Genomic DNA, 18753 nt, shown 5'->3' on the forward strand with positions numbered 1-18753 from the left:
CTGGGTGCTGGGTCAGCGGGGACGGTGGGGGAGGCGGCTGGGGCGCCTGGACATTCGCTGTACGGCCGGGGCGGGGGAATGCCTGGCGCCGGCGACGGGACTTGGGGACCTGGGCCATGACGTCCCGGGTGCCGTCGAGCCGTTTCCGGGCGGCCGCCGTGAGGCTCAGGGGCCTGAGGCTGTGCCGGCGGCTTCCGTGACGACGTGGGCGGGGTTTCCCGGGGTGCGTCGGGGTGCGGTCACGATGCCGCCGAGCCGGATGGGGCTACCGAGCCTGTGTCCGGGATTACCGTCGGGGCGGTCTGCCAGGCGTGTCTCCGGACCGTCGTCTGGGGTGTCAGGCCGGCAAGCTCGTGCCGGAGGGCCTTGGCCATGACGTGATGCCGTGTCGGCGCGTGCTTCCGGGGGCCGTTGAGTCCGTTGCGCGGGCCGCTGCCATGAGGCCCAGGGACCCGGGGCTGTGTCGGCGACTTCCGTGACGGCCGGGGCGGAGTTTCCGGGGTGAGCCGGGCCGCGGTCTCGGTGCCGACGAGCCTGGCGTCTTGCCAGCGCCCGGGCGCCGTAGTGCGGTCCCGGTGCCGTGGGGGACGGGGCGGTCTGCCAGGCGTGTCGCCGGACCGTCGTCCGGGGTGTCAGGGCGGCAAGCTCGTGCCGGAGGGCCCTTGGCCATGACGTGATGCCGTATCGGCGCGTGCTTCCCGGGTGTTGTCGAGTCCGTTGCGCGGGCCGCTGCAGTGAGGCCCAGGAGCCCGAGGCTGTACCGGCGGCTTCCGTGACGACGTGGGCTGGGTTTCCCGGGGTGCGTCGGGGTGCCGTCCCGATGCCGCCGAGCCGGATGGGGCCACCGAGCCTGTGTCCGGGATTGCCGTCGGGGCGGTCTGCCAGGCGTGTCGCCGGACCGTCGTCCGGGGTGTCAGGGTGGCAAGCCCGTGCCTGAGGGCCCTTGGCCATGACGTGATGCCGTATCGGCGCGTGCTTCCAAGTTTCGGGGGCACCGGGCCGCGGTCTCGGTGCCGCCGAGCCTCTGTCCGAGACCGGTGTCTTGCCGGCCGGGGCGAGTGGGGCTGCCAGGCGTGTCGCCGGACCGCCGTGCCAGGGCGTCCGGGCGGCAAACCCGTGCCTGAGGGCCTCTGCACGGCCCCGGCGAGGTTGCCAGGGGTCCTTCGTGCGTGATGCGTAGGGCCGCGCAGTCGTCTCAGCCGCCAGGGGTGCCGAGTCGCGCTCCCGTCGTGGGCGGTGGGTCGGTGCGGGCGGCGTCGGGCCGTCGCCGTGACGGTCGGGGTGCTGAGCGGGGCCCGTTGCCGAGATCCTCGTCACGGGGCCCGGCCGTCCTCGCGTCAGAGTTGTGTCAAAGAGCGGCCCCGGCCTGCTCTCCGGCCCCGTCGGCGGGATCGCCGGACGTAAGGTCGACGCTGCGCAGGCAGGATTGACCGGAAGACAATGGGCTCATGGGACGCGGCAGGCTTCGGATCTACCTCGGTGCGGCACCGGGCGTCGGCAAGACGTACGCGATGCTCTCCGAGGCGCACCGCAGGATCGAGCGGGGCACCGACTGTGTCGTGGGCTTCGTGGAGCATCACGGGCGCCCGCGCACCGAGGTGATGCTGCACGGGCTGGAGGAGGTTCCGCGCCGGGAGATCGAGTACCGGGACGCCGTCTTCACCGAGATGGATGTCGATGCGGTACTGCGCCGGGCCCCCGCCGTAGCCCTGGTGGACGAGCTGGCCCACACCAACATTCCGGGCTCGCGCAACGCCCGGCGCTGGCAGGACGTCGAGGAACTGCTCGCGGCCGGGATCGACGTGGTCTCGACCGTGAACATCCAGCATCTGGAGTCGCTCGGCGACGTCGTCGAGGCGATCACCGGGGTGCGGCAGCGCGAGACCGTGCCCGACGAGGTCGTACGCCGGGCCGATCAGATCGAGCTGGTCGACATGTCGCCCGAGGCGCTGCGGCGGCGGATGGCGCACGGCAACATCTACCAGCCGGACAAGGTCGACGCGGCCCTGTCGAACTACTTCCGGCCCGGCAACCTCACCGCCCTGCGCGAGCTCGCGCTGCTGTGGGTGGCCGACCGGGTCGACGAGTACCTCAAGCAGTACCGCAGCGAGCACCGGGTCTCGAAGATCTGGGGCTCCAGGGAACGGATCGTCGTAGGGCTGACCGGCGGGCCGGAGGGGCGGACGCTGATAAGGCGGGGCGCGCGGCTGGCCGAGAAGGGGGCCGGCGGTGAGGTGCTCGCCGTCTACATAGCCCGCAGCGACGGCCTGACCTCCGCCTCGCCCAAGGAACTCGCCGTCCAGAGGACCCTCGTCGAGGACCTTGGCGGAACCTTTCACCACGTGGTCGGCGACGACATACCGGCCGCGCTGCTCGACTTCGCGCGCGGGTTCAACGCCACCCAGATCGTCCTCGGGTCGTCCCGCCGCAAGACCTGGCAGTACGTCTTCGGCCCCGGCGTCGGCGCGACCGTGGCCCGCGAGTCCGGGCCCGACCTGGACGTGCACATCGTCACCCACGACGAGGTCGCCAAGGGGCGCGGACTGCCCGTCGCCCGCAGCGCGCGGCTCGGACGGGCCCGGATCCTGTGGGGCTGGCTGGTCGGCCTGACCGGCCCGGCGCTCCTGACGGTCCTGCTCACCACCGTCGACCTCGGCCTCGCCAACGACATGCTGCTGTTCCTGGCGGTCGTCGTCGCGGCGGCCCTGCTCGGCGGCCTCTTCCCCGCGCTCGCGTCGGCCGCGGTCGGCTCGCTGCTGCTGAACTACTTCTACACACCGCCCCTGCACCGCTGGACCATCGCCGACCCTAAGAACATCGTCGCCATCGTGATCTTCGTGGGCGTCGGCATCTCGGTGGCCTCCGTCGTCGACCTGGCGGCCAGGAGGACCCATCAGGCCGCCCGGCTTCGCGCCGAGTCGGAGATCCTGTCCTTCCTCGCCGGGAACGTGCTGCGCGGCGAGACCCGCCTGGAGGAGCTGCTGGAACGCGTCCGGGAGACCTTCGGCATGGAGTCGGCGGCCCTGCTGGAACGGGAGAGCGACGTCGAGCCGTGGACCTGCGCCGGCCGGGCCGGACTCGGACCGCCCGTGGAGCGGCCGGAGGACGCCGACGTCGACATGCCGGTGGGGGACCACATTTCACTCGCGCTCACCGGCCGGGTGCTGCCCGCCGAGGACCGCCGGGTGCTCGCCGCCTTCGCCGCCCAGGCCGCCGTCGTGCTGGACCGCCGCAGGCTCCAGGAGGAGGCGGACCAGGCCCGCACGCTGGCCGAGGGCAACCGCATCCGTACGGCGCTCCTGGCAGCCGTCTCGCACGATCTGCGGACCCCGCTCGCCGGGATCAAGGCGGCCGTCTCCTCGCTCAGGTCCGACGACGTGGCATGGTCCGAGGAGGACCAGGCCGAACTCCTGGAGGGCATCGAGGAGGGCGCCGACCGGCTGGACCACCTCGTGGGCAACCTGCTCGACATGTCCCGCCTCCAGACCGGCACGGTCACCGCGATCGTCCGGGAGATCGACCTCGACGAGGTGGTGCCGATGGCGCTCGGCGGGGTGCCCGACGGGAGCGTGGAACTGGACGTCCCGGAGACCCTGCCGATGGTCGCCGTCGACCCGGGGCTGCTGGAGCGGTCGGTGGCCAACCTGGTCGAGAACGCCGTCAAGTACAGCCCGCCCGGCATCCCGGTCCGGGTCTCCGCGAGCGCCATCGCCGACCGCGTCGAGGTCCGGGTCGTGGATCGCGGCCCCGGCGTCCCCGACGAGGCCAAGGAGCGCATCTTCGCGCCCTTCCAGCGCTACGGCGACGCCCCGCGCGGCGCCGGGGTGGGGCTCGGGCTCGCGGTGGCCCGTGGTTTCGCGGAGGCCATGCACGGCACCCTCAACGCCGAGGACACGCCCGGCGGCGGCCTCACCATGGTGCTGACGCTCCGCGCGGCGGACGCGCACGCACAGCTCCTCGCGGACCCCTTCGACGAGGCAGAACCAGAAAGGCAGGCCACATGACCAGAGTGCTGGTCATCGAGGACGAGCCGCAGATCGTGCGCGCCCTCGTGATCAACCTCAGGGCGCGCAAGTACGAGGTCGACACGGCGCACGACGGGGCCGGCGCGCTCCGGCTCGCCGCCGCCCGCCACCCCGACGTGGTCGTCCTGGACCTGGGCCTGCCCGACATGGACGGCGTCGAGGTGATCAGGGGGCTGCGCGGCTGGACCCGGGTGCCGATCCTCGTGCTGTCCGCCCGGCACTCCTCCGACGAGAAGGTCGAGGCACTGGACGCGGGCGCCGACGACTACGTCACCAAGCCGTTCGGCATGGACGAGCTGCTGGCCCGCCTGCGGGCCGCCGTGCGCCGCGCCGAGCCCACCGGGGGAGGCGAGGAGGACGTCCTGGTGGAGACCGACGAGTTCACCGTCGACCTGGCCGCCAAGAAGGTCCAGAAGCACGGCAGAGACGTGCGTCTCACCCCCACCGAGTGGCACCTGCTGGAGGTACTGGTCCGCAACACCGGCCGGCTCGTCGGCCAGAAGCAGCTCCTCCAGGAGGTCTGGGGGCCGTCGTACGGGACGGAGACGAACTACCTGCGGGTCTACATGGCCCAGCTGCGGCGGAAGCTGGAGGCGGACCCCTCGCATCCGAAGCACTTCGTCACCGAACCGGGCATGGGATACCGGTTCGAACGCTAGTGCTGCGGGTACAACGCTGTCGGCGTACCCCGGTACGCTTTCGGATATGAGTGCTGTTCCTCGTTCCGAGAAGCCGGTGGGCCGGTTCCGGCGCATGCTCGACCGGCTCTCCTCGTCGCAGGAGGATCTGGAGTCGGAGGAGCTGCGGGAGGACACCGCGACCACCGGATGCACCCGGATCGGCGACTGCCACGACCGCCAGATCGTGACCGTTACTGGTACCTTGCGCACGGTCACCCTGCGGCCGCGCGCGGGCGTCCCGGCCCTGGAGGCCGAGCTGTTCGACGGCTCCGCCGCCCTGGACGTGGTGTGGCTCGGCCGGCGCTCCATCGTCGGGATAGAGCCCGGGCGCAAGCTGATCGCCTCCGGGCGGATCTCGATGAGCCGGGGCCGCCGGGTGCTGTTCAATCCGAAATACGAACTCCGACCCCTCGGACGGGAGTAGCCGGTGACGTCTCTCGACAAGCCGACCGAAGACACTCAGGCCGACGACGCACGGGCGGTGACCGAGGCCGCCCTGTTCGAGGCGTTCGGCGGCGTCCGCGGCATGGTCGAGACGGTTCTGCCTGGCCTGCTCTTCGTCACGATCTTCACGATCAACAAGGACCTGCACCTGTCGGCGATCGCCGCGCTCGCGGTGTCGCTGCTGCTGGTCGTGGTCCGCCTGGTCATGCGGGACACCGTCAAGCACGCCTTCAGCGGGGTCTTCGGCGTCGCCTTCGGTGTCGTCTTCGCGATGATGACGGGCAACGCCAAGAACTTCTACCTGCCGGGCATGCTGTACACGCTCGGCCTCGGCCTGGCGTACGTCATCACCACGCTCGCGGGTGTGCCGCTGATGGGGCTCATCCTCGGCCCGGTCTTCAAGGAGAACCTCTCCTGGCGGACCCGCAACCCCGGCCGCAAGAAGGCGTACGCCAAGGCGAGTTACGCCTGGGGCGGCATCCTGCTCGCCAAGTGCGCGATCCTCTTCCCGCTGTACTGGTGGGCCGACACCGCCCAGCTCGGCTGGGTCCTGGTCGCCCTGAAGATCCCGCCGTTCCTGCTGGCCGTGTGGCTGACCTGGGTCTTCCTCGCGAAGGCGCCGGCTCCCATCGACGTGTTCGCGGAGATGGAGGCGGAGGAGAAGGCCGAGGAGGAGCGCAAGGCGGCACAGGCCGCGGAGCGTGGGGACACGGAGGCCGCGGGCGGGCGGCACCGGCGCGAGGCCTAGACAGCTCCACGACGACGGAGGGCGCCCTGCACACGCAGGGCGCCCTCCGTCGTCGTACCGCCTAAGAGGCTTCTTCCTTGCGGACCGACAGCAGATCCTCCAGCTGTTCCTCGCGGGCCTGGGCGGCCACGAACAGGAGTTCGTCGCCCGCCTCCAGGGAGTCCTCCCGGGAGGGAGTCAGGACGCGGGTGCCGCGGATGATGGTGACCAGGGAGGTGTCCTCGGGCCACTCCACGTCGCCCACCGTCGTGCCGGCCAGGGCCGACTCCTCGGGCAGGGTCAGCTCGACCAGGTTCGCGTCGCCGTGGCTGAAGCGCAGCAGCCGGACCAGGTCGCCGACGCTCACCGCCTCCTCGACCAGGGCGGACATCAGACGCGGGGTGGAGACGGCGACGTCCACGCCCCAGGACTCGTTGAACAGCCATTCGTTCTTCGGGTTGTTCACCCGGGCCACGACCCGCGGGACGCCGTACTCCGTCTTCGCCAGCAGGGAGACGACCAGGTTGACCTTGTCGTCGCCGGTCGCGGCGATCACGACGTTGCAGCGCTGGAGCGCGGCCTCGTCCAGGGAGGTGATCTCGCAGGCGTCGGCGAGCAGCCACTCCGCCTGCGGGACGCGCTCGACCGAGATGGCCGTCGGCGCCTTGTCGATGAGAAGGACCTCGTGGCCGTTCTCCAGCAGTTCGCCCGCGATCGAGCGACCGACCGCGCCGGCACCGGCAATGGCGACCCTCATCAGTGACCGCCCTCCTCTTCGGGGCCCTCGGCGAACGACGCCTCGACCTTCTCGATGTCGTCCGTGCGCATCATCACGTGCACCAGGTCGCCCTCCTGCAGCACCGTCTGCGAGGTGGGCAGGATCGCCTCGCCGAGGCGGGTCAGGAACGCCACCCGGACGCCCGTCTCCTCCTGCATCTTGCTGATCTTGTGGCCGACCCAGGCGGTCGAGGCGTGCACCTCGGCCAGCTGCACCCCACCGGTGGGATCGCGCCACAGCGGCTCCGCGCCCGAAGGCAGCAGTCGGCGCAGCATCTGGTCCGCCGTCCAGCGGACCGTGGCCACCGTCGGGATGCCCAGGCGCTGGTAGACCTCGGCGCGCCGGGGGTCGTAGATACGGGCCGCGACGTTCTCGATGCCGAACATCTCGCGGGCCACACGCGCCGCGATGATGTTGGAGTTGTCGCCGCTGGAGACCGCGGCGAAGGCGCCGGCCTCCTCGATGCCCGCCTCGCGCAGGGTGTCCTGGTCGAAGCCGACTCCGGTGACGCGACGACCGCCGAAGCCGGAGCCCAGTCGTCGGAAGGCGGTGGGGTCCTGGTCGATCACGGCGACCGTGTGCCCCTGTTGCTCCAGGGTCTGGGCGAGAGCGGAACCCACTCTCCCGCAGCCCATGATGACGATGTGCACGACCGTCCTTCCGGTGTCAATAAGTACTGCTCAGCCACATCAGGGTCTCAGACCGAGGCCCAAGCTACACACGCGCGGTAGGACGACGGCACCCCTGTGCACGGTTGCCCCGACTCGGGGTCGGTCAGCGGCGGCTGATGCTGCGGACGCTCGCGAGTGTGAGGATTCCGAGGCCGACAAGGGTGACCGTGGCACCGACGAGCTCTGCGGTCGCGTGCATGGGACCTCCGGGAGCAGTAACGGGCGGGGTCCTGTCATATAGGCATGCCACCTCGCTCACCTGCGGAATCCGTAGCCGGAGTGCGTCCGGATTTCACCCGGAGGGCAGATGCGGGGTGCCGGGTGGTTGTGCGCCCGTTCGAACGCTTACGCTTCACTGTTGTGTCCAAACTGACCGACGTGCCCAAACGGATCCTGATCGGGCGCGCACTGCGCAGTGACCGGCTGGGGGAAACGCTCCTGCCGAAGCGCATCGCCCTTCCCGTGTTCGCCTCCGACCCGCTGTCCTCCGTGGCGTACGCGCCCGGCGAGGTGCTGCTGGTCCTGTCCATCGCGGGCGTGTCGGCGTACCACTTCAGCCCCTGGATCGCCGTGGCGGTCGTCGTGCTGATGTTCACCGTGGTCGCCTCCTATCGGCAGAACGTGCACGCGTACCCGAGCGGTGGCGGCGACTACGAGGTGGCCACCACCAACCTCGGCCCGAAGGCCGGCCTCACGGTCGCCAGCGCCCTGCTCGTCGACTACGTCCTCACGGTCGCCGTCTCCATCGCCTCCGGCATCGAGAACCTCGGCTCCGCGATCCCGTTCGTCGTCCAGCACAAGGTGTTGTGCGCGATCGCCGTGATCGTCCTGCTGACCCTGATGAACCTGCGCGGGGTCAAGGAGTCCGGCTCGCTCTTCGCGATCCCGACCTACGTCTTCGTCGCGGGCGTCTTCGTGATGATCGCGTGGGGTGCGTTCCGCGGGCTGGTGCTCGGCGACACCATGAAGGCACCGACGGCGGACTACCACATCAAGGCCGAACACCAGGGTCTGGCCGGATTCGCGCTGGTCTTCCTGATGCTGCGCGCCTTCTCCTCCGGCTGTGCCGCGCTCACCGGTGTCGAGGCGATCTCCAACGGTGTGCCGGCCTTCCGCAAGCCCAAGTCGAAGAACGCGGCGACCACCCTCGCGGCCATGGGCCTGCTGGCCGTCACCATGTTCTGCGGGATCATCGCGCTGGCCATGGCCACCAACGTGCGCATGGCCGAGAACCCGGCCGTCGACCTGATCCACAACGGCGTCGCCCTCGGCTCCGACTACGTGCAGAACCCGGTGATCTCCCAGGTCGCCGAGGCCGTCTTTGGCAAGGGAAGCTTCCTGTTCATCGTGCTGGCCGCGGCCACCGCGCTGGTGCTGTTCCTCGCCGCGAACACCGCCTACAACGGCTTCCCGCTGCTCGGCTCGATCCTCGCCCAGGACCGCTACCTCCCGCGCCAGCTGCACACCCGCGGCGACCGCCTCGCCTTCTCCAACGGCATCGTGCTGCTGGCGGGCGCGGCCGCAATGCTGGTGTGGATCTACGGCGCCGACTCGACCCGGCTGATCCAGCTCTACATCGTCGGTGTGTTCGTGTCCTTCACGCTCAGCCAGACCGGCATGGTCCGGCACTGGAACCGCCACCTGGCCACCGAGAAGGACGCCGCCAAGCGCAGCCACATGGTCCGCTCGCGCGCGATCAACGCCTTCGGCGCCTTCTTCACCGGGCTCGTCCTGGTCGTCGTCCTGGTCACCAAGTTCACCCACGGCGCCTGGGTGGCCCTGCTCGGGATGTGCATCTTCTACGCGACGATGACGGCGATCCGCAAGCACTACGACCGGGTCTCCGAGGAGCTCGCGGCGCCCGAGGGCCCCAGCGACGACAGCCTGCGGCCGTCCCGCGTCCACTCCGTCGTCCTGATCTCCAAGATCCACCGCCCGGCGCTGCGGGCACTGGCGTACGCCAAGCTGATGCGCTCGGACTCCCTGGAGGCCCTGAGCGTCAACGTCGACCCGGCCGAGACCAAGGCACTGCGCGCCGAGTGGGAGCGGCGCGGGATCGACGTACCGCTGAAGGTGCTGGACTCGCCGTACCGCGAGATCACCCGGCCGATCATCGACTACGTCAAGGGGCTCCGGAAGGAGTCGCCGCGCGACGCGGTCTCCGTGATCATCCCCGAGTACGTGGTCGGCCACTGGTACGAGCATCTGCTGCACAACCAGAGCGCGCTGCGGCTCAAGGGCCGGCTGCTGTTCACGCCGGGGGTCATGGTGACCTCGGTGCCCTACCAGCTGCAGTCCTCGGAGGCGGCGAAGCTGCGGGCCCGCAGGCGGCAGGAGTGGAACGCGCCGGGCTCGGTGCGGCGCGGTCCGGCCGAGCGGGCGAAGGAGTCGTCGGCGCCGAAGTAGACTGGTCGGCTGTTGTCCTGGCGGGCTGTCGTCCCGCCTCTTCCCTTGACGTTGTGGAGTCACCCCGCCATGCAGGCAGAACCGAAGAAATCGCTGGTGGGGCTGGAGTTCGAAGTCGAGGTCGGCCCCGTCGCCCACGGCGGACACTGCATCGCCCGCACGGACGACGGCCAGGTGCTGTTCGTCCGGCACACGCTGCCCGGTGAGCGGGTCGTGGCCCGGGTCACCGAGGGCGAGGAGGGCGCGCGCTTCCTGCGTGCCGATGCCGTGGAGATCCTCTCGGCCTCCAAGGACCGTATCGAGGCGCCCTGCCCCTACGCCGGCCCCGGCCGCTGCGGCGGCTGCGACTGGCAGCACGCGAAGCCGGGCGCGCAGCGCCGCCTGAAGGGCGAGGTCGTCGCCGAGCAGCTGCAGCGGCTCGCCGGCCTCACCCCCGAGGAGGCCGGCTGGGACGGCACGGTGATGCCGGCCGAGGGCGACAAGCTGCCCGCCGGAGAGGTGCCTGCCTGGCGGACCCGCGTGCAGTACGCGGTGGACGCCGACGGCAACGCCGGTCTGCGCCGCCACCGTTCGCACGAGGTCGAGCCGGTCGAGCACTGCATGATCGCGGCACCGGGCGTGAGTGAGCTGGGCATCGAGGAGCGGGACTGGTCCGGGATGGCGTCCGTGGAGGCGATCGCGGCGACCGGCTCCCAGGACCGCATGGTCATCCTGGAGCCCCGCCCCGGCGCTCGCCTTCCTCTCGTGGAACTCGACAAGCCGGTCTCCGTGATGCGCGTCGAGGAGAAGGACGGCGGCATCCACCGTGTGCACGGCCGCGCCTTCGTGCGCGAGCGGGCCGACGGCCGCACCCACCGGGTGGGCAGCGGCGGCTTCTGGCAGGTCCACCCGCAGGCGGCCGACACCCTGGTGAAGGCGGTCATGCAGGGCCTGCTGCCGCGCAAGGGCGAGATGGCGCTCGACCTGTACTGCGGTGTCGGCCTGTTCGCCGGCGCGCTGGCCGACCGCCTCGGCGACCAGGGCGCGGTCCTCGGTATCGAGTCCGGCAAGCGCGCGGTCGAGGACGCCCGGCACAACCTCGCCGCCTTCGACCGGGTCCGCATCGAGCAGGGCAAGGTCGAGGCGGTACTGCCCCGCACCGGCATCACCGAGGTCGACCTGATCGTCCTCGACCCCCCGCGCGCCGGAGCGGGCCGCAAGACGGTGCAGCACCTGTCCTCGCTGGGGGCCCGCCGCATCGCGTACGTCGCCTGCGATCCTGCCGCGCTGGCGCGGGACCTGGGGTACTTCCGGGACGGGGGGTACCGGGTGCGGACGCTTCGGGTGTTCGACCTGTTTCCGATGACGCATCACGTGGAGTGCGTGGCGATTCTGGAGCCGGCTTCGAAGGGTTCGTGACCCGCGTCCGACCCTCCGCGGGCAGGCCCTCGCGTCAGCGCATGTCCGCCACGTCGAGCAGTGTCGTCACCGTGGGGGCGATGAGCCCCGTCAGGGTGTCGGCCTGGATTCCCGCGCGGGCGCTGGCGCCGTCGAAGACCAGGCTGAGCTGCCGGGCCAGCAGGTCCGGGTCGCTCGCGCCGCCCTGTTCGGCCTCGGTGCGGAAGAAGCTCGTCAGGTTGCTCTTGATCCGGTGGGCCACCCGGCTCGCGGGGTGGTTCTGGTCCTTGAGCTCGATCTGCACGGCCAGGTACGGGCAGCCCCGGAACTCGGGTGCCCTCGCGAGCAGTTCCACCTGGGCGAAGACGTGCAGGATCCGTTCGCGGGGTGAGCGGTCGCCGTCCGCCGGGGGCAGGAGCGCCGCCACGTAGGCGGCGGCCCGTTCCTCCAGGCTCGCCGCCAGCAGTTCGTCCTTGCTCTCGAACAGCTGGTACATGGAGCGCTTCGACACACCCGCCGCCTTGCACAGCGCGTCGACGCCGATGCCGACTCCGTCGCGGTAGGTGAGCGTGGCCGCGGCCTCCAGCAGCCGCTCTCGGGAGCTTGTTTTCGCCTCGGTCGTCATAGTGCGAGGTTAACTCCTCTCCAGCCGATTGAAAACCGATCGGTTTACGGGGGTCGTCCCCCGCCGTGAGCGCCCGCCGCCCGCGATGATCCTTCGCTGCTTCGGGCCTCACGGCATCGGGGGACGTGGCCTCAGTGGGCGATCACGGGCTCGCCCTCCGACGGGGCCAGCGGCGCGTTCGGTATCAGGAGGGCCGACAGGACGGCACCGACCACGAAGAACCCGGCGCCCCACGCCAGGGTGGCCGTGTAGCCCTCGACCCCGGCCTGCGCCACGGTCAGCGCGCTCGGCTTGTGCGAGGACAGGTAGTCGCTCGTGGCCGACGAGGCGACGGTGGTCAGCAGTGCCGTGCTGATCGAACCACCCACCTGCTGGCCCGTGTTGATCAGTGCCGAGGCGACGCCGGTGTCCTCGTGGTGCACTCCCGCGGTCGCCCCCTGGAACGCGGTGGCCATCACGCCGCCGAGACCGAGGCCCAGCAGGATCAGGCCGGGCATGATGTGGGCGGCGTAGGTGCTGTCCAGTCCGAGCCGGGTCAGCAGGGCCATGCCGGTTGCGGCGACCAGGAAGCCGGCGCTGATCACGACCTTGGGGCCGACCCTGGGCAGCAGCAGCGATGGCGCCGTGGTCGACGCGGCGACGATTCCCGCGACCATCGGCAGGAACGCCAGCCCCGTCTTGATCGGCGAGTAGCCGATGCCGGCCTCCAGGTAGTAGGTCAGGAAGAGGAAGATCGAGAACATTCCCATGCCGATGACGAACACCACCAGGAACGAACCACCGCGGGTCCGGTCCAGCACGAGTCGCAGCGGCAGCAGCGGATGCGCGACCCTGGATTCCAGCCGTACGAACGCCGCAAGCAGCACCACGCCGGCGATCATCGAGCCGAGGGTGACCGGGTCGGTCCAACTGGTCGATTCGACGTGTGCGAACCCGTAGACGATGGCGAACAGGGCGGCGCTCGCCAGGGTCGTACCGGGGATGTCGAGCTTCGGACGTTCGGTGACGGCGGGCCTGGCAAGGAGCAGCAGGGCACCGACAAGGGCGACCGCCGCGAAGACGACGTTCACGTACATCACCCAGCGCCACGACGCCCATTCGGTGAGCATGCCGCCTAGCAGCAGGCCGACCGCGCCGCCGGCACCGGCCAGCGCGCTGAAGATGCCGAAGGCCTTCGGCCTCTCGGCGGGGTCGGTGAAGGTCACGCTGAGCAGTGAGAGTGCCGCGGGCGCGAGCAGCGCGGCGAACAGTCCCTGGGCCACACGTGCCGTGACGAGAACGTCGAAGCTGCCGGCCGCGCCGCCGAGGACGGACGCGCCCGCGAAACCGATCAGCCCGGTCACGAAGGTGGTGCGCCGGCCGAACAGGTCGCCGAGCCGGCCGCCGAGCAGCAGCAGGCTGCCGAATGCCAGGGCGTACCCCGTGATGACCCACTGCCTGCTGCCGTCGCTGAAGCCGAGGTCGTGCTGGGCCGCGGGCAGCGCGATGTTCACGACGGTGGCGTCGAGCGTGACCATGAGCTGCGCCGTGCCCAGCACGACGAGCACCCACCAGCGCACGGCGTGGGAGCCGCGACGGCCCGGGTCTGTGGTGCCGGAGGCGGGAGCCCCGCGGTCGAAGGTGGTACTCACTTTTCCCCTTGATTACTGGGCGTGGACCGGTCGGCGATGCTGGAAACCGATCTGTTTCACCTTAGAAAAACAGATCGGTTTCCGTGGCGCAAGCCAAGGGGTGTCGTGGGTGTCGCGCGGGCGGCGCGCCAGGGGTTGCGTGTGGAAACTGATCGGTTTACGCTGCTGGAAACCGGTCGGTTTCTCAATGAGGAGGCACTCGGCCCTGGTCGAAGACAAGGAGTGACCGAGATGCCCAGCCACGAGGCGCGTCCCACGATCCACATTCCCGGGACCACGAGCCACACCATCGCCCCGCGCACCGGAGGCCACCCCCGCGAGGGGACGCTGCGCTACCTCAAGGCGGGCACCGGTGCCCCCCTGGTCCTGCTGCACACCGTGCGCACCCAGGCCGAGCACTTCCGCTCGCTCATCCCGCTGATCTCCGACCGGTACACGGTGTACGCCCTCGATCTGCCGGGGATGGGCTACTCCGAGATCGTGCCCGGCGCCTCGTACGACGAGCCGGCGATGCGTGCCGGTGTCGTACGGCTCCTCACCGAACTCGACCTCGACGACGTGACGTTGGTCGGGGAGTCCATGGGGGCGGTTCTCGCCCTGACCACCGCCGCCGAACTGCCGGAACGGGTCCGGCGCGTGATCGCGGTCAACACGTACGACTTCCCCGGCGGAATCGCCCGCTCCAGCCTCCTCGCCCGCCTGGTCGTCGGTGCTGTTCTCGCGCCGGGCGTGGGTCCGGTGGTCGCCGGAGTGGAGCCCAGGCCGGTCCTCGGCCGGATCCTGCGAGGCGGCCTCGGCGACAAGAGCGCGCTGCGGGCGGACTACGTGGACGAACTGCTCCAGGTGGGCGGCCGCCCCGGCTATGCGACCGTCGCCCGGGCCGTGTACCAGAGCCTGCCCAGTCTCGTCGCGGCCCGTTCGCGCTATCCCGGGATCAAGGCGCCCGTCCACCTCGTCTACGGGGAGAAGGACTGGTCCCGCCCCTCGGACCGGGCGGCCGACAAGGAGTTGCTGCCCGCCGCCGACTTCGTCCAGGTCCCGGGGGCGGGCCACTTCATCGCCCTGGAACGCCCCGACGTCCTGGCCGACCTGCTGAACGCGGTGGCGTGAGGGCAGGGCTTCCGGCCGTGACGCCCCGGCGGGGTTGCCGTACCTCTCTGTGAGGCGGGAGGGGCGCCGCCGGACCTCCACGTTTTCCCATTCGGCTTCTCCGTGGCATCTTTGCGATGACCCACCACATGAGCGCGCGGCCCTTCTGGAGCCCCCGACCACGTGACCCCCGGAGGCCCGCCGTATGAGGATCTCGCAACGCGCCCAGTCCGTCGCGCCGTTCTACGCCATGGAGTTCGGCAAGCATGCCGCGGCGCTGGAGGCGGAGGGGCAGCACGTCGTCAAGCTCAGTCTGGGGGAACCGGACTTCGGGGCGCCGCCGGCCGTGCTGGACGCGCTGCGCGAGGCCGTGGGGAGCAGGCCCCTGAGCTACACGGGAGCGCTCGGGCTGCCCGAACTGCGGCTGGCCGTGGCGCGGTTCTACCGCGAGCGGCACGGCGTCGACGTCGATCCGGGCCGGGTCGTCGTGACCGCGGGGGCGTCGGCCGCGCTGGTGCTCGGTGCCGCCGCGCTCGTCGATCCCGGGGACGAGGTGCTCATCGCCGACCCCTCGTACCCCTGCAACCGGCAGATCGCCGAGAGCTTCGGGGCGCGGGTCACCCTCGTGCCCACCAGTGCCGGGTCGCGCTACCAGCTGGACGCGGCCTCGGTGCGGTCGCACTGGACGGACCGCACCCGCGGGATCATGGTCGCGAGTCCCTCCAACCCGACGGGCACCTCCGTCCCGGCCGACGAACTGGCCGCAGTCTGCGAGCTCGCCCGGGAGCGGGACGCCTGGCGGATCGTCGACGAGATCTACCTCGACCTGGGCGATCACGACGATCACGGGCGGCCGCCGCGCAGTGTGCTGTCGTACGACGAGGACGCCGTGGTCATCAACAGCTTCTCGAAGTACTTCGGGATGACCGGCTGGCGGCTGGGCTGGTGTGTGGTGCCCGAGGCACTGGTGCCCGCGCTGGAGCGGCTGGCCCAGAACTACATGATCTGCGCCTCCACGCCCGCCCAGTACGCCGCGCTCGCCTGCTTCACGCCCGAGTCGCTCGCCGTGTGCGAGGAGCGGCGGGCCGAGTTCGGGCGCCGGCGGGCCCTGGTCCTCGACGGTCTCGCGCAGATCGGGCTGCCGGTGCCCGTGCCGCCCGACGGGGCGTTCTACGTCTACTTCGACGTCAGCGGCACCGGGCTCACCTCGTGGGAGTTCTGTGGACGGGCGCTGCGGGAGGCGCGGGTCGCGCTCACGCCGGGGCGGGACTTCGGGGTGGCCACCGCCGACACGCATGTACGGCTGTCCTACGCGGCCTCGGCGGAGGAGCTGCGGGAGGGGATCGCGCGGCTCGGGAAGTTCGTCGCCACGCTCTCCCAGGCATGACACGGGGGCCGGTCCACCAGGACCGGCCCCCGCCTCATTCAGCTGCTCAGACCAGGTCGAAGCGGTCCAGGTTCGAGACCTTGACCCACGCGTCGACGAAGTCCTTCACGAACTTCTCCTTCGCGTCGTCGCTCGCGTAGACCTCGGCGAGCGCGCGCAGCTCGGAGTTGGAGCCGAAGACCAGGTCGGCACGGGTGCCGGTCCACTTCAGCTCGCCCGTCTGCGCGTCACGGCCCTCGAACGCCGTCTGGTCCTCGGAGGTGGACTTCCACGTCGTGCCCAGGTCGAGCAGGTTGACGAAGAAGTCGTTGGTCAGGACGCCCGGACGCTCGGTGAGGACGCCGTGCGTGGTGCCGCCCTGGTTGGCGCCCAGGACGCGCAGACCACCGACGAGGACGGTCATCTCGGGGGCGCTCAGGGTGAGCAGGTTGGCGCGGTCGAGCAGCAGGTACTCGGCCGGCAGGCGGTTGCCCTTGCCGAGGTAGTTGCGGAAGCCGTCCGCGACCGGCTCAAGGGCGGCGAAGGACTCGACGTCGGTGTGCTCCTCGGTCGCGTCCACGCGGCCCGGCGTGAAGGGGACCTCCACGGCGACGCCGGCGTCCCCCGCGGCCTTCTCGACCGCCGCGGCACCCGCGAGGACGATCAGGTCGGCCAGCGAGACCTTCTTGGCGCCGGTGTTGAACTCGGCCTGGACGCCCTCCAGGGCGCGCAGGACCTGGGCGAGCTGCTCGGGGTCGTTGACCTCCCAGCCGCGCTGCGGCTCCAGGCGGATACGGGCGCCGTTGGCACCGCCGCGCTTGTCGCTGCCGCGGAAGGTGGACGCCGAGGCCCACGCGGTCGACACCAGCTGCGAGACCGTGAGGCCGGTCTCCAGGACCTTGGCCTTCAGGGCCGCCACGTCGGCGGCGTCGATGGCCTCGCCCTCGGCCTGCGGCAGCGGGTCCTGCCACAGCAGCGTCTCGGCGGGGACCTCCGGGCCGAGGTACAGGGACTTCGGGCCCAGGTCACGGTGGGTCAGCTTGTACCAGGCGCGGGCGAAGGCGTCCGCGAACTGGTCCGGGTTCTCGTGGAAGCGCTTGGAGATCTCGCCGTAGATCGGGTCGAAGCGCAGCGAGAGGTCCGTGGTGAGCATGGTGGGCAGCTTCTTGGAGTCGCTGTGGGCGTCGGGGATGATCGCCTGCGCGTCCTTGGCCACCCACTGGTTGGCGCCCGCGGGGCTCTGGGTGAGCTCCCACTCGTAGCCGAAGAGGATGTCGAAGAAGTCGTTGCTCCACTGGGTGGGCTTGGTGGTCCAGGTGACCTCAAGGCCGGAGGTGATGGCGTCGCCGCCCTTGCCGGTGCCGTGGGTGGACTTCCAGCCCAGGCCCTGGTCCGCCATGTCGGCGGCCTCGGGGTCGTTGCCGACCGCGTCGGCCGGGCCGGCGCCGTGGGTCTTGCCGAAGGTGTGGCCACCGGCGATGAGGGCGACGGTCTCCTCGTCGTTCATCGCCATCCGGCGGAAGGTCTCACGGATGTCGCGGGCCGCGGCCAGCGGGTCCGGGTTGCCGTTGGGGCCCTCGGGGTTGACGTAGATGAGGCCCATCTGGACGGCGCCGAGCGGGTTCTCCAGCTCGCGGTCGCCGGTGTAGCGCTGGTCGTCGAGCCAGGTGGTCTCGGGACCCCAGTAGACGTCCTCGTCGGCCTCCCAGACGTCGGCACGGCCGCCGGCGAAGCCGAAGGTCTCGAAGCCCATCGTCTCCAGGGCGACATTGCCGGTGAGGATCATGAGGTCGGCCCAGGAGATGGACTGGCCGTACTTCTTCTTGACCGGCCACAGCAGACGGCGGGCCTTGTCCAGGTTGCCGTTGTCCGGCCAGCTGTTCAGCGGCGCGAAGCGCTGCTGGCCGCGGCCGCCACCGCCGCGGCCGTCGCTGATGCGGTAGGTGCCGGCGCTGTGCCAGGCCATCCGGATCATCAGCGGGCCGTAGTTGCCGAAGTCCGCGGGCCACCAGTCCTGCGAGGTGGTCAGCACCTCGGCGATGTCGCGCTTGACGGCGTCCAGGTCGAGGGCCTGGAAGGCCTCGGCGTAGTCGAAGTCCGCACCGAGCGGGTTCGCCACCACCGGGTCCTTGGCGAGGATCTTCAGGTTCAGGCGCTCCGGCCACCACTGGCGGTTGCCGCCGCCCTGGGTCGGGTGCGGGGCACGCCCGTGCGCGACCGGGCAGCCTCCGCTGCCCTCGGTCTTGGCGTCGGTGACGATTGCGTCGGGATTCTCAGACATGGGGGTCCTTCCGAACGGGGCGGATCACGGTGCTGAAGTAACTGCTGAAGTAACGGCTTGGGGGGAACAGTCGGGGCACAGGCCCCAGTAGATGACCTCGGCCTCGTCGATCGAGAAGCCGCGGTCGTCGGAAGCTGTCAGACAGGGCGCGTGACCGACGGCACAGTCGACGTCGACGACGGTCCCGCACGACCGGCAGACCAGGTGGTGGTGGTTGTCGCCGACCCGTCCCTCGAACCGGGCCGGGCTGCCGGGCGGCTCGATGCGGCGCACGAGGCCCGCCGCGGTGAGCGAGTGCAGGGCCTCGTACACGGCCTGGAGGGATATGTGGCCGAGACGGTCGCGCACTCCCGTGGCGATCGCGTCGACCGGGAGGTGGTCACCGGCCCGGACGGTCTCGAGCAGCGCGACGCGCGCGGCCGTCACCCGCAGGCCGGCACCGCGCAGCTCATCGGCGGTGTTCGGAGGCTGGGGGGCGGTCATGGGGACCAACCTACCCCCATAAACCTGAATGGTTCAAGAAATGGAACCGATCCAAGTCTGTGTCGCGTCGGATCGCGGCCCCGCAGGCGCTCACAAGGGTCCCCTGTCAGGTGTGCGGGCGGTGTAACCCCTGATGAACGGCTCGGGAGACATCTGTGTAATGGGCATTT

Annotated in this window: 14 protein-coding genes; 8 read left to right on the forward strand and 6 right to left on the reverse strand. The window is 70.8% G+C overall.

The genetic code is table 11. The features are described from left to right. The first annotated feature begins 1448 nt into the window (after positions 1 to 1448). The 4 genes from AQI94_RS25045 to AQI94_RS25060 are packed head-to-tail and all read left to right on the forward strand — an operon-like array spanning position 1449 to position 5897. Positions 1449 to 4004: a sensor histidine kinase gene (locus AQI94_RS25045; RefSeq protein WP_031040391.1), complete on the forward strand. Its 2556-nt coding sequence runs from the start codon at positions 1449 to 1451 to the stop codon at positions 4002 to 4004. Further along, positions 4001 to 4684: a response regulator gene (locus AQI94_RS25050; RefSeq protein WP_031040394.1), complete on the forward strand. Its 684-nt coding sequence runs from the start codon at positions 4001 to 4003 to the stop codon at positions 4682 to 4684. Before AQI94_RS25045 ends, AQI94_RS25050 begins: the two co-directional genes overlap by 4 nt. A gap of 46 nt (positions 4685 to 4730) precedes the next feature. Beyond that, on the forward strand, positions 4731 to 5129 hold the full coding sequence (locus AQI94_RS25055) for an OB-fold nucleic acid binding domain-containing protein (RefSeq protein ID WP_033415996.1): 399 nt from the start codon (positions 4731 to 4733) through the stop codon (positions 5127 to 5129). A 3-nt stretch (positions 5130 to 5132) separates the two neighbouring features. After that, positions 5133 to 5897, forward strand: coding sequence for a DUF3159 domain-containing protein (locus AQI94_RS25060; RefSeq protein ID WP_031040399.1), 765 nt, complete (start codon positions 5133 to 5135; stop codon positions 5895 to 5897). A 61-nt stretch (positions 5898 to 5958) separates the two neighbouring features. On the opposite strand, the gene AQI94_RS25065 is transcribed toward AQI94_RS25060, so the two are convergent. After that, the gene (locus AQI94_RS25065) at positions 5959 to 6633 is read right to left on the reverse strand and encodes a potassium channel family protein (protein ID WP_020122416.1); all 675 of its coding nucleotides are present in this window, start codon (positions 6631 to 6633) and stop codon (positions 5959 to 5961) included. Then, positions 6633 to 7304 carry a potassium channel family protein gene (locus tag AQI94_RS25070; RefSeq protein ID WP_007385233.1) on the reverse strand — a complete coding sequence of 224 codons (672 nt, stop codon included), beginning with the start codon at positions 7302 to 7304 and terminating at the stop codon, positions 6633 to 6635. The genes AQI94_RS25065 and AQI94_RS25070 overlap by 1 nt, the downstream gene beginning before the upstream one ends. 381 nt (positions 7305 to 7685) lie before the next feature. Between AQI94_RS25070 and AQI94_RS25075 the strand changes: the two genes are divergently transcribed. Both AQI94_RS25075 and AQI94_RS25080 read left to right on the forward strand, forming a co-directional pair. After that, positions 7686 to 9731, forward strand: a complete 2046-nt coding sequence (locus AQI94_RS25075; RefSeq protein ID WP_031040409.1) for an APC family permease — start codon at positions 7686 to 7688, stop codon at positions 9729 to 9731. 69 nt (positions 9732 to 9800) lie between these two features. Further along, positions 9801 to 11129: a class I SAM-dependent RNA methyltransferase gene (locus AQI94_RS25080; RefSeq protein WP_062229941.1), complete on the forward strand. Its 1329-nt coding sequence runs from the start codon at positions 9801 to 9803 to the stop codon at positions 11127 to 11129. Between the two features lie 34 nt (positions 11130 to 11163). On the opposite strand, the gene AQI94_RS25085 is transcribed toward AQI94_RS25080, so the two are convergent. Beyond that, on the reverse strand, positions 11164 to 11733 hold the full coding sequence (locus AQI94_RS25085; RefSeq protein WP_031043772.1) for a TetR/AcrR family transcriptional regulator: 570 nt from the start codon (positions 11731 to 11733) through the stop codon (positions 11164 to 11166). A 131-nt stretch (positions 11734 to 11864) separates the two neighbouring features. After that, a complete protein-coding gene (locus AQI94_RS25090) occupies positions 11865 to 13364 on the reverse strand; it encodes an MFS transporter (RefSeq protein WP_031043769.1) in 1500 nt (499 codons plus the stop codon). A gap of 231 nt (positions 13365 to 13595) precedes the next feature. On the opposite strand from AQI94_RS25090, the gene AQI94_RS25095 reads away from it, so the two are divergent. Further along, positions 13596 to 14474, forward strand: coding sequence for an alpha/beta fold hydrolase (locus AQI94_RS25095; RefSeq protein ID WP_031043766.1), 879 nt, complete (start codon positions 13596 to 13598; stop codon positions 14472 to 14474). Positions 14475 to 14658: 184 nt separating this feature from the next. Beyond that, positions 14659 to 15840: a pyridoxal phosphate-dependent aminotransferase gene (locus tag AQI94_RS25100; RefSeq protein WP_031043761.1), complete on the forward strand. Its 1182-nt coding sequence runs from the start codon at positions 14659 to 14661 to the stop codon at positions 15838 to 15840. Between the two features lie 46 nt (positions 15841 to 15886). On the opposite strand, the gene katG is transcribed toward AQI94_RS25100, so the two are convergent. Together katG and AQI94_RS25110 are read right to left on the reverse strand one after the other, a co-directional pair. Next, a complete protein-coding gene (katG, locus tag AQI94_RS25105) occupies positions 15887 to 18100 on the reverse strand; it encodes a catalase/peroxidase HPI (RefSeq protein WP_031043759.1) in 2214 nt (737 codons plus the stop codon). Between the two features lie 24 nt (positions 18101 to 18124). Further along, complete coding sequence (locus AQI94_RS25110; RefSeq protein ID WP_031043756.1) at positions 18125 to 18583, reverse strand: Fur family transcriptional regulator; 459 nt, start codon at positions 18581 to 18583, stop codon at positions 18125 to 18127. Positions 18584 to 18753: the final 170 nt, after the last annotated feature.

The organism is Streptomyces pseudovenezuelae (assembly GCF_001513955.1).
GTDB classification, from domain to species: Bacteria; Actinomycetota; Actinomycetes; order Streptomycetales; family Streptomycetaceae; genus Streptomyces; species Streptomyces pseudovenezuelae.

Bases quoted from the DNA above. Each gene is read 5' to 3' on its own strand.
- AQI94_RS25080 (WP_062229941.1), top strand. From the start codon at position 9,801: ATGCAGGCAGAACCGAAGAAATCGCTGGTGGGGCTGGAGTTCGAAGTC.
- AQI94_RS25095 (WP_031043766.1), top strand. From the start codon at position 13,596: ATGCCCAGCCACGAGGCGCGTCCCACGATCCACATTCCCGGGACCACG.
- AQI94_RS25100 (WP_031043761.1), top strand. From the start codon at position 14,659: ATGAGGATCTCGCAACGCGCCCAGTCCGTCGCGCCGTTCTACGCCATG.
- katG (WP_031043759.1), bottom strand. From the start codon at position 18,100: ATGTCTGAGAATCCCGACGCAATCGTCACCGACGCCAAGACCGAGGGC.
- AQI94_RS25085 (WP_031043772.1), bottom strand. From the start codon at position 11,733: ATGACGACCGAGGCGAAAACAAGCTCCCGAGAGCGGCTGCTGGAGGCC.
- AQI94_RS25045 (WP_031040391.1), top strand. From the start codon at position 1,449: ATGGGACGCGGCAGGCTTCGGATCTACCTCGGTGCGGCACCGGGCGTC.
- AQI94_RS25050 (WP_031040394.1), top strand. From the start codon at position 4,001: ATGACCAGAGTGCTGGTCATCGAGGACGAGCCGCAGATCGTGCGCGCC.
- AQI94_RS25110 (WP_031043756.1), bottom strand. From the start codon at position 18,583: ATGACCGCCCCCCAGCCTCCGAACACCGCCGATGAGCTGCGCGGTGCC.
- AQI94_RS25065 (WP_020122416.1), bottom strand. From the start codon at position 6,633: ATGAGGGTCGCCATTGCCGGTGCCGGCGCGGTCGGTCGCTCGATCGCG.
- AQI94_RS25055 (WP_033415996.1), top strand. From the start codon at position 4,731: ATGAGTGCTGTTCCTCGTTCCGAGAAGCCGGTGGGCCGGTTCCGGCGC.